9 protein-coding genes are annotated in these 10,015 nt (G+C 56.2%); 3 read left to right on the top strand and 6 right to left on the bottom strand.

All coding sequences use genetic code 11. The features are described from left to right. A partial coding sequence (locus tag VGK48_07540) for a sigma factor-like helix-turn-helix DNA-binding protein (protein HEY2381021.1) occupies positions 1-242 on the top strand: 242 nt, incomplete at its 5' end. Further along, positions 175-1,113, top strand: coding sequence for a hypothetical protein (locus tag VGK48_07545; GenBank protein HEY2381022.1), 939 nt, complete (start codon positions 175-177; stop codon positions 1,111-1,113). The genes VGK48_07540 and VGK48_07545, both read left to right, overlap by 68 nt. Positions 1,114-1,201: 88 nt before the next feature. Here the strand turns inward: VGK48_07545 and VGK48_07550 are convergent, their stop codons facing one another. From VGK48_07550 to VGK48_07575, 6 genes are all read right to left on the bottom strand, one after another. Further along, on the bottom strand, positions 1,202-4,315 hold the full coding sequence (locus tag VGK48_07550; protein HEY2381023.1) for a TonB-dependent receptor: 3,114 nt from the start codon (positions 4,313-4,315) through the stop codon (positions 1,202-1,204). A gap of 134 nt (positions 4,316-4,449) precedes the next feature. After that, positions 4,450-5,703: a diaminopimelate decarboxylase gene (lysA, locus tag VGK48_07555; protein ID HEY2381024.1), complete on the bottom strand. Its 1,254-nt coding sequence runs from the start codon at positions 5,701-5,703 to the stop codon at positions 4,450-4,452. A 63-nt stretch (positions 5,704-5,766) separates the two neighbouring features. Then, on the bottom strand, positions 5,767-6,507 hold the full coding sequence (locus tag VGK48_07560) for a hypothetical protein (GenBank protein ID HEY2381025.1): 741 nt from the start codon (positions 6,505-6,507) through the stop codon (positions 5,767-5,769). A 47-nt stretch (positions 6,508-6,554) separates the two neighbouring features. Further along, on the bottom strand, positions 6,555-7,007 hold the full coding sequence (locus VGK48_07565) for a hypothetical protein (protein HEY2381026.1): 453 nt from the start codon (positions 7,005-7,007) through the stop codon (positions 6,555-6,557). Next, positions 7,004-7,354, bottom strand: a complete 351-nt coding sequence (locus VGK48_07570; GenBank protein HEY2381027.1) for a hypothetical protein — start codon at positions 7,352-7,354, stop codon at positions 7,004-7,006. The genes VGK48_07565 and VGK48_07570 overlap by 4 nt, the downstream gene beginning before the upstream one ends. Continuing rightward, on the bottom strand, positions 7,351-7,893 hold the full coding sequence (locus VGK48_07575) for an RNA polymerase sigma factor (GenBank protein HEY2381028.1): 543 nt from the start codon (positions 7,891-7,893) through the stop codon (positions 7,351-7,353). The genes VGK48_07570 and VGK48_07575 overlap by 4 nt, the downstream gene beginning before the upstream one ends. 335 nt (positions 7,894-8,228) lie before the next feature. Between VGK48_07575 and VGK48_07580 the strand changes: the two genes are divergently transcribed. After that, positions 8,229-10,015: carboxypeptidase-like regulatory domain-containing protein (locus tag VGK48_07580; protein HEY2381029.1), on the top strand; the 1,787-nt coding region annotated here is incomplete at its 3' end.

Genomic DNA, 10,015 nt, shown 5'->3' on the forward strand with positions numbered 1-10,015 from the left:
ATCCATCGGCTGTTTTCGATCGTGAAGCGCTTTTGGATGTTCGAAAACACGTGAATCGTTTGCCGGACGAATTCCGGATGCCGCTCGTGATGCTCGCCGTCGATGGTTTGACCATCCCGGAAATCGCGTCGATCCTCGAAATTCCGGAAGGCACCGTGAAATCGAGGATTTTCTATGCCCGGAAACGACTCAAAGAGAGCCTGCAGCGGCGAAAGCGCAAACGCGAAGCGCAAGCGCGGTAGCGCGCAGCCGGAAGAGAAGGAAGAAGGAAAGATGACCGATAGTCTGGATTGCCGATGGATCGAAAAGAATTTGGAGGCCTTGTCCTGCGGCCAGCTGGAGCTTGAGCAGGACCGGCTCGCCCATGCGCACATCGCGAACTGTGCGGTGTGCCGGCAGGAGGTCGAGGCGCTGACTGCAGTCGATCCACTCGTCAGGAAACACTTCCAACGCCAGCTGAGAATAGCCCAACAGCCTCGTGCGGCTCATGCCGGCCGCGCTTTAGGACTGAGTGCCGCAGCGATGGCACTGGTTGCGGTTTTGCTTTTCGCCGGGTTGCGATCTCCGCGGCCAGGTGCTGTCGTCGCACCGGTACAGTCTTCCGCTACTCTCGCAGTTCCCGTGGCGGAGATTCCGGCGCCGCCTTCAGTCAAGATTCCCGATCCCAATGCTTCCGTCGAGCGGGCAAAACCATTAAACCCTCCGGCCAATGCTTCCGACCAGGTGTTTCATGTACAACCGCCGAAATCCGGGAACGCTCCGGATTTTCTGGTGATGGACGCGGCCGGATTTTCCAGGAGAGTCGAGGATTTTCGCGGCCATTTTATTCTGATCACGGTTTGGAGTTCTGCTTCACCCGAAGCGATCTCCAATTTCGACCGGCTGTATAAGGCTTATGGGTCCCAGGCGAAGTTCCGCTTTGCCGGTGTCTCCAACGACCGTCTATCGAAGCCGGCAAATACAACCTTCCCGGTTTTTTACAACCAGGGTTCCAAATTATTTGGTCTGCAGCCCGGCGAGTTTATTCTGCTTGATGAAAAAGGCGGGATTGCGATGCGCGGGTCGTTGACCAAAGACTTCGACACACTTCAGAAAGCCCTGCAACAGAAGTAGATCTTATTCAGCATTGCATCAGTCGAGGGTTTCTGCATTGCAAATTTGAAATGCAGAAACCTCGACTGATGCATTGTTGCAATATTTGTCAGAACACGAAGCGCATGCTGAACTGCATCCGCCGCGCCAGGGTTCCATCCGGCGCCACAATGTCGTTGATACCCTGGTTGTAAGCGGTGGGTGTCAGCGTCAGCAAGCCTTTCGATTCGGTGTAAGCCTGGGTGGACATCATGGTCGGCGACCAGCTGTTGCTGATGTTGAACGCCTCGAAATTGACGTAGAGCTTGTACTGCCCGTCATCGCCAAACGGAAGAACCTTACTGATTCGTGCGTCGGACTTGTACAGCGCCGGCTGATACACCGAGTTCATCGGGAAGAACGGAACGCGTCCGCCCAAACCGGAACCGTTGATGCTGAAGTTGCTGAACATGCCGGTTACAGGTGTGTCCAGTAACCGGATGGTCGCAGCGCCGTATGGCCTCGAGCTGTTGATTGTTGTGAGGGACGAGAGCTGCCAGTTGTTCACGAGATATTTCGAGAAAACGTCTTTGCGATCCGTGAACTTCGGCGCCCACACCCAGGAGATGGCAAGACGCTGCCGCTGATCTTCCAGACCGTCACCAGTGTCGTAACGGTAGTTTCCGTTGTATGTCCATGCGAACGCGTTGCTTAAGAAAATGTTCTGTACTGCCTGGCCGTAGCCCTGGCCGTCGTCGATTTCATGCGACCAGGTATACGAAACCGAGCCTTGCAGCCCCTGGGAAAACCGTTTGTTGAGCTGCACCGCAAGTCCGTTGTAGTAGCTGCCGACGCCGTTGTCGGCCTGGTTCACCGATCCGTAACGGGTGTCCGGACGCGCGCCAAGATACATCGGAGTCGTGAAGGTTGCTCCGGTGGGTTTGCCGGTCGCATCGCCGATCGTGTACGTAAATGTTTGCGCGCTGAGCGGCGGCAGGTTCAGATCGCTTTCGCCGTAGAGATGAATCCCGCGGCTCCAGATGTAGGAAGTGGTCAGCGAGATATCGCGGGTTAGCTGGCGTTCGATGGCGAGCGTTCCCTGCTCGGAGTACGGTCTTTTCCAGTTCGGGGCTGCGAATTGGATGTTTGGCGGAAGGAGTTTGAAGCCGGCGGGAACCGTCCCTAAATTATTCGGGAAGACCGGCCCTTCGGCAAACTGTGCGGGCTGGGTGGAAGACAGCGAAACCGCCTGCTGAATGACACCATTACCGAGGAACAGGTTCATCAGGGTAGCGCCTGGTACGGACGCATAGTACAGTCCGTAACCTGCACGCACGACGGTCTTATCATTCACCCGATAGGACAATCCAAGCCGCGGCATGAAGTTTGTCTTCTGCGCGTTGATCTTGCAGGTCTGCGGATAATCCGGATTGCAGGTGGACGGCTGCGGGAAAGGCTCATACTCATAGCGCAGGCCGGGGTTGATCGTCAGTTTCGGCATGACGCGCCACTGGTCCTGAATGTAAAAGCTGTAGTTATTGATGCGCATGTTGGTCGTACCGCTGCCCAGCGTCTGGGAGTAGGTCTGCCAGTTCTTTGCGCCCGTTGTGTTGCCCGAGAAATCGAGGGCGAAATTATTGACGCCCTGGTAGGTATAGCTGCCATGCAGATTCATCAGGAACAGCGCGTAGTCATTGGATGATGTGATGTCCGAGCCGAATTTGAGGATGTGGCTGCCTTTGGTCCAGGTCACACTGTCGGCGACTTCGTGACGGTGTTCATTCGGCTCAACCCGCGGCAGATAGTTGGTGGTTCCGAGTTGGATGCCGGCGACCGACGTATCCAAAAAGCCCAGGACCGGGCTGAGGAGCGCGGGATTCGGATCATCACCTTCGAGATCGGTCGCCCAACCGTATCGGAATTCATTTACAAGCGTGGACGTGGGTATGGCCGTCCAGGTGAAGTTGGTATTTCGCACCTGCCCGTAATCATTTCCGTTCTGGTTGATGCCCTGGCCGGTCGGGGAGCTGATCAGCGTGTTCTGCAGTCCGTTCGGCGCCCGAAAATGCATGTAATTGAAGCTGGCGCTGAAGATGTTGCGGTCCGAATGATGATAGTCGAGCCGCCCGAAGCCCAGAGGCTGGCTCATCGTCCGCGGCACCGTGCCGAAGAACCGCGGCAGGACGGCATTGATCGCGGAACACTGCGCGGCTGTCGGCATCGTTGTAACCGTGCCGCCGGCGGCCGTTCCACAGCCGACCCAGACCTGATTCGTCGTATCGACAACTCCTGCCTTGATGAGGTTGTCTGAGATCGGATAGTTTCGATGCGTGAATTCACCGTTCATGAAGAAGAACAGCTTGTCTTTAATGAACGGTCCGCCAAGACTGGCGCCGGCCTGATGACGATCATCCGCCGGGTTGATGATTTTGCCGGTTGAATCCACCGCGAACGGATCATGCGCGTTGAATGACGAATTCCGGTAGAACCAGTATCCCGTCCCATGCAGGGCATTGCTGCCGCTCCGGGTCACGGTATTCACCACACCGCCGCTGGCCCGCCCGTATTCGGCGGAGAAATCGGCGGAAACGACCTGGAACTCCTGGACCGCATCCTGCGAGATCTGCGAGACCACGCGTGTGCGGCCGTTGTTTTCCATGAAAAAGCGTTCAGTCGAGTCATTGCCGTCCAGCAGGAAGGAGTTGCCGTTCGCAATGCCGCGGAACGTCAGCAATCCGAAGTTTCCGTCGTTTGTCACTCCCGGTGTCAGCAGGACGAAGCTATCGACGCGCCTGCCGTTGATCGGCAGGTCATCGATCTGGGTTTGGTCGATAACCTGAGAGAGGTCGCTTTTGGTGTCGTTTATCAGCGGTGGCGCTGCGGTGACGCTGACTTCGGCAGAGGCTCCAGCCACTTGCAGTGTCGCCATGAAGTCGAGGTTCTGTCCGACCTGAAGGGTGAAGTCTTTTGCTTCCCAGGTCCTGAACCCCTGCAAGCTGACGGCCAGGCTATAACCGCCGGCGGGTACGAGCGCCGGGATTGTGAATATGCCGGCTTCCGTACTCAGCGTCGTTCGCTGCACACCCCTGGCCTGATTGGTTACCGTAACCATCGCGCCAGGTATGACGGCTCCTGTGCCATCGTGCACTGTACCGGATATAGCGGCGAGTCCCGCCTCCACCTGAGCGAATGCTCCAGCGGAAAACGCCAGAATCAATGACACCAATACCAGTGTTCGTTTCATACAGATTCCTCCTATCGGGAGAGAAAGGTCCATCCAAGCATTCGTCGCCAATGGCTCAAGATAATACACGGCCGGATCGGGCCGAAAATGTAAATTGCTGGTGACAAAACCTGCGGCATGCAAGCGCGATAGCGCTAATCGCAGTTTTCTTCAAGACGAACGAGGTCTTCGTAAGACTCCCGCCGGCGAATGACTCGATAGGTCTCGCCCTTGACGAGAACCTCCGCGGCCCGCGGCCGCGAATTGTAATTTGAGGAAAGGCTGAAACTGTACGCGCCTGCGCTCATGACGGCGAGCAATTCCCCAGGCTGGAGCACAGCGATCTCTCTGTCCTTTGCGATGAAGTCGGCGGACTCGCACACCGGTCCGACGACATCGACAGTTTCTTGAGGTGACTCTTTCGAGCGGGTCTGTACCGGCCAGAGTTGGTGATGCGAACCGTACAGTGCGGGCCGGATCAGGTCGTTCATGCCCGCATCGATGACCAGAAACTTTTTAGCACCCTGATTTTTTTTAAGCAATACTCGCGTCAGCAATACTCCGGCGTTCCCAACGATCACACGTCCCGGCTCCAGAACGATCGTGAGGCCGAGATCCCAAGCCGCTTTCGCAACCGCGGCGCCGTATGCCGCAGGTGATGGCGGCTCCTCGCTGTTATAAGAGATTCCCAGCCCGCCGCCGAAATCGAGGTACTTGAGCGTGAGGCCTTCCCCCTTCAATTCGAGGATAAATTCGCGAAGGCTCGCCAGGGCTTCCTCGAACGGCCCCATTTGGGTGATCTGTGAGCCGAGGTGGCATTGGACTCCGACAATTTCGATGTTCGGAAGTTGCCGCGCACTCCGATACAATTCCCGCGCCTGAGGCAGACTGACGCCGAACTTGTGCTTCTGCATTCCGGTCGAAATATACGGGTGCGTTTTGGGATCGACGTCGGGATTGGCGCGGATCGACACCCGCGCCCGCCTTCCGGTATCGCGCGCGATGGTGTGGATCAGTTCGAGTTCCGCGCTGGATTCGACATTAAAGAAAAGGATTCCGGCATCGAGCGCGTAGCGGATTTCATCCGCTGTTTTACCGACTCCCGCAAAAATGGTTTTCGAGGCGGAACCTCCGGCGCGCAGGACTCTGAACAGTTCGCCGCCCGAGACGATATCGAATCCCGTTCCCCATTCTGCGAATGACCGGAGCAGGTTGATGTTGGAATTGGCTTTTACCGCGTAGCAAATCAGGTGCGGTACGGATTGGAAGGCTTCGTCGAAGACGCGGACGTGCCGGCGCAGGGTTGCTTCGCTATAAATGTAGGTAGGAGTACCAACCTCTCGCGCGATTTTTTCGAGCGGGGTTCCTTCGCAGTAGAGTTCGTCCCCCCGATACTCGAAGTAGTGCATGAAGAATTATAGCCGCAGATGGCGCGGATAACGCAGATCTGCGTTATCCGCGCCATCTGCGGCCTAATTCTGTTTCGTGCGGGAAGCGATCAAGGCCTTCTTCTGAGCGTCGGTCAGGACCTTGACGACCTTGCCCATCGTGGCTTTGTCGATGTCGGCGAGCTTTGCAGGATCGGGATGTCCTTGCGACTCCTTCATGAGCTGTGTGCGCTGCTGCGCGTCATCACTATAGAAGGTTTGGATCTGCGGTTCCTGTTCGGAACTGAGAGGAGCGCCCGCCTCTTCCATCGTGACTTTGAGCGCCCCGAACCCGCCGGCTTTCTTGAGTTCGGTGTTGAGGTATTTTTTCAATGCGGCCTGATGTTCGGAATTTAGAGCGGCCGTTGTTTTGGCCAGCATCTCGTCGTTGATCTTCTTGAACTGTTCCGCTGCGGGACCGTTTTGCAGCGCCGCAAGGCTGTTCGCATCGGGGGCGCCGCCTCGGCCGCGGCCGTTACGCCGTCCACCGCCCTGGGGCTGCGCCGGAGGCTGGCCGGCAAACTTCGTCTGCAGATCACGGAGTTGCTGGACCTCGGCTTCGACAATCGGGCGTAAAGCCTTTTCCTCGTCGGGCGTCAGCGTAATACTCGCCTTCGACAGCAGGAACGCTTTTACCGGTTCCAGCGGATTGACGGGATCGATTCTGGTAAACACCTGATTGCCGCCGCCGCCCGCCACGCCGCCGCCACCACCCCCGCCCTCGTCCTGGGCAAACGCCGGCATTGCCAGCAACAAACCGAGAAATAACCAAAATGCTTTCTTCATAAGCTGCTCCCTGGAATTGAACCGATACTCGTCTCTATGACGTGCGGCTAGTTGGACTTGGCTCCGTGGTCCGAGCCCGAATCGCGGTCTTTATTATTGCCGTTCGAATTCTTATTTAAATCGCGATTTTTGCGCCGTTTCTCGAGAAAATCATCGTATTTCTTCCGCTGCTCATTATCGAGCACGGCGCGGATTTTTACGCGGGATGCTTCTTGAATGGCCTCGAAGCGGGGTTGGGTTTCTTTGCGCAGGTCCTGGAAGGAGTGAATGGTTTCTTCGCCGATTTTGTGCATTTGTTCGCGCTGATCCTGGTTCAAGCCGAGATAATCGTAAAACTTGTTGATATCCCGGCGCGCGCCTTGATTTCGATCGGGTGTGATTGGGGCTGGCGCACTGACCATCCGCGTGGTGTACAGATTGGCGCCGAGCACGCCGGCGCCGATACCCAGGAGGAAAATGGCGAAGACCAGCGTCTTCGCCTTGCCGGACGCTCCAATCACTGCTGGTCCTCCGGGGCGATCAACTGCTCCAGCACGTCCTGACGGCTGGGCACGTCCGTACCGTTGTACAAAAAGCTCTCTGCGGGATTCTGTTCCGACTCCAGGAACGATTCAACCATCCCACGTTGCGGCAATTGAGGGATGAGAGTCTCAACGGCAATAAAGCACAGCAGGAGCATGAGAGCGACTGCCAGGACAGGCCGCGTCGCCTTCGAAATGACATCCCATATTCCGGCTTCCTGATACTTGCCCTCGTTCATGCGCGCCATCACGCGCTGAGTGAAGTACGGACCCGGTTCAAAAACCCGGTTTCGTTCTGCGTCAAAAAAATCTTCCAGTCGATTCATTTGCTATGTCCTTCGGGCCCGCCCAACATGGTCTGGAGTTTCTTCCGTGCTCGAAACAACCGGACTTTAACGTTGGTCTGCGTGAGGCCCATGGTTTTAGCGATTTCCTCTACCGACATCTCTTCGACTTCCTTAAGCATCAGCGGAACCCGCAATTTCGGATCCAGCCGCTGCAACGCCAATCGCGCTTTCCCCATGGAATCCGGTTCCTGGGGAGCCACGGATTGCCGCCCGGCGATCTCAGGTCCATAGGTCTCCAACGCTACATTTCGCCGCCGTGTTTTACGCAGCTCATCATAGCAGGTATTGACCGTCACCCGAGCCAGCCACCCCGGAAAATTCTCGTCCGGGTGAACCTGATCGATTCTCGCAAACAGTTTCAGGAAAACATCTTGCGCGATATCCTCGACATCCTCGCGAGTCCTGAAAAACCGGCTGACGAGACGGAATACCATCGAGGAAAACTGGTTCACGATGGCTTCGTGAGCTGATCTGTCGCCCGCCTGAGCGCGAACAATTAGCTCTCGATCGAATTCCATAATTCCATACGCCATGTGGAAAGACAGGGTTACAGCTTTTTTTCGAGCATTTTCTGGGACAAAAAAAGCTGCTCGGACAGCGGGTTAGCATCGCATGCGCGAGGCTTGTTTGCCAACAATTTACATCGAAAGCGGACTCAGCCGGTACCCTTTGACTTTTTTTTACAAAGATCGCCTCTGGGGCTACCCGAGTACCCCTTTTCAGCATAAATTACATTGATCCGCCCCCACGCTGGGCGTACTGTGTGACGTCTGGCACGCAGGCCTGCCATCCCAAAGGCCCGTAAGTGGTTCAGAAGATTTGTCAGTACAGCATCCCTGGGAGGATCAATTTCATGATGAAATTTAACCGGTGGGCGGCTTGGCTCACCACGATGGCTCTGATCTTCGCCTGGAGCGTCGCTCCGGCTTCCGCCCAACTCACTCGCGGCTTCATTTCCGGCATCGTTTCCGACTCCAGCGGCGCCGTGCTCGCAGGCGTCGAGGTCACCATCACCAATACGGCAACAAACATTTCCCGCGACACCATAACGAACGACACGGGTTTATACCGGTTCGCCGCCGTAGAACCCGGAGACTACAGGGTCGAATTCAAGCTGGCGGGCTTTGAGACCCAACGGATCGATGCCGTTTCCGTGGACACGGCTCAGGAAAAGACACTCAATCAGACCCTGAAGGTCGGCGGCGTCAACTCGGAGGTTCTGGTCACAGCGATACCCGGCGCCGAACTTTCCAAGACCACGGCAACGATCGAGCGGACCTTCCAGGGTTCGCTTATTGAAGATCTGCCTTTACAGACAAATTCGTCCGGTTTTCGCGACACAACCCGAATCGCTTTCCTCGCCCCCAATGTCACCCGGGCGCCCGGACAAAACGGGTTCGCGGTCAGCGGCCAGCGGTCGAGAAACAACAACTTCATGCTCGACGGCATCGATAACAACGACTACACCGTGACTCTGGATGCCGTACGCATTGTTCCCGAGGCGGTTTCCGAGATTCAGGTTCAAACAACCACGTATTCCGCCGAATTCGGCCGCAACACCGGCGCGCAGTTTTCGGCCGTCACGAAGAGCGGGACCAATGCTTTCCACGGGGAAGGGTGGGAATTTTACCGCGGCAACTGGATGGAGCCCATCAGCCTGACGAACAAACGCGCGGGCATCAATAGAACGCCGCGATTCGATGTGAACGAGTTTGGCGGCGATGCCGGCGGTCCGATCTTCAAAAATCGGACATTCTTTTTTGGCTTGATCGACTGGGATCACCGGCGGGAAGCGGCAAGTGCCGGGAATTCGACTTCCGCGAACATTCCAACTCCGGCAGGTTATGCCGCGCTCTCGACGATCCCGCTCTTATCCGGTCAGACCCAGGCCAGCCGGCAGGCCGTGCTTTCGGCGTTGTCTTTCCTGCCGCAGATTTATCCTCAAGTTCTGAATTTTTCCAATCTTCAGAATGTTCCAATCAACAACACGCCCATTCAGGTCGGGACCATCAACATCGCGCTGCCGCAACCGTACAACTTCTTCAACAATGTTGTGCGAATCGACCATAAGCTGTCGAACAGAGACGATTTATCGTATCGGTATTATCTCGATAAGCGGAATCAGCCGAATGTAACGGACAATAAGCAGTTCGGGACCAAATATACCGCCTCCCAGGCGATTTTCCGGCAGAATCATGCTCTCAGCTATACGCGCGTCGTCAATGCTCATTTTCTCAATGAAGCGCGGATGGCCTACGTGCGAAGCAACTTTCAATTTACCGAGAATGATCCGACCGATTCCACGGTTACGATTTCGAATTTCTTCACAATCGGGGGGCTGAATACCTTCCCGCAGGGGCGTTTCGATCATACCTGGCAGTATCAGGATGTGGCGAGCTATACCCTGGGCCGCAATGCGGTCAAGTTCGGATTCGATCTGCGCCGCTACTGGCTCAACAGCCTGACCGCGACGGATTCCAAGGGAACATGGGCTTTCAGCACCTTGGCCGCTTTCATCAACAATTCGGCCACGAGTCTCACGCAAGCCATCAACACAACCTCGTTTGTCGCGACCGAATGGGATCATGCCTATTTCTTTCAGGACGATTTGAAGGCCACGAAGAACCTGACACTCAATCT

Source organism: Terriglobia bacterium (assembly GCA_036496425.1).
Taxonomy (GTDB): Bacteria; Acidobacteriota; Terriglobia; order 20CM-2-55-15; family 20CM-2-55-15; genus 20CM-2-55-15.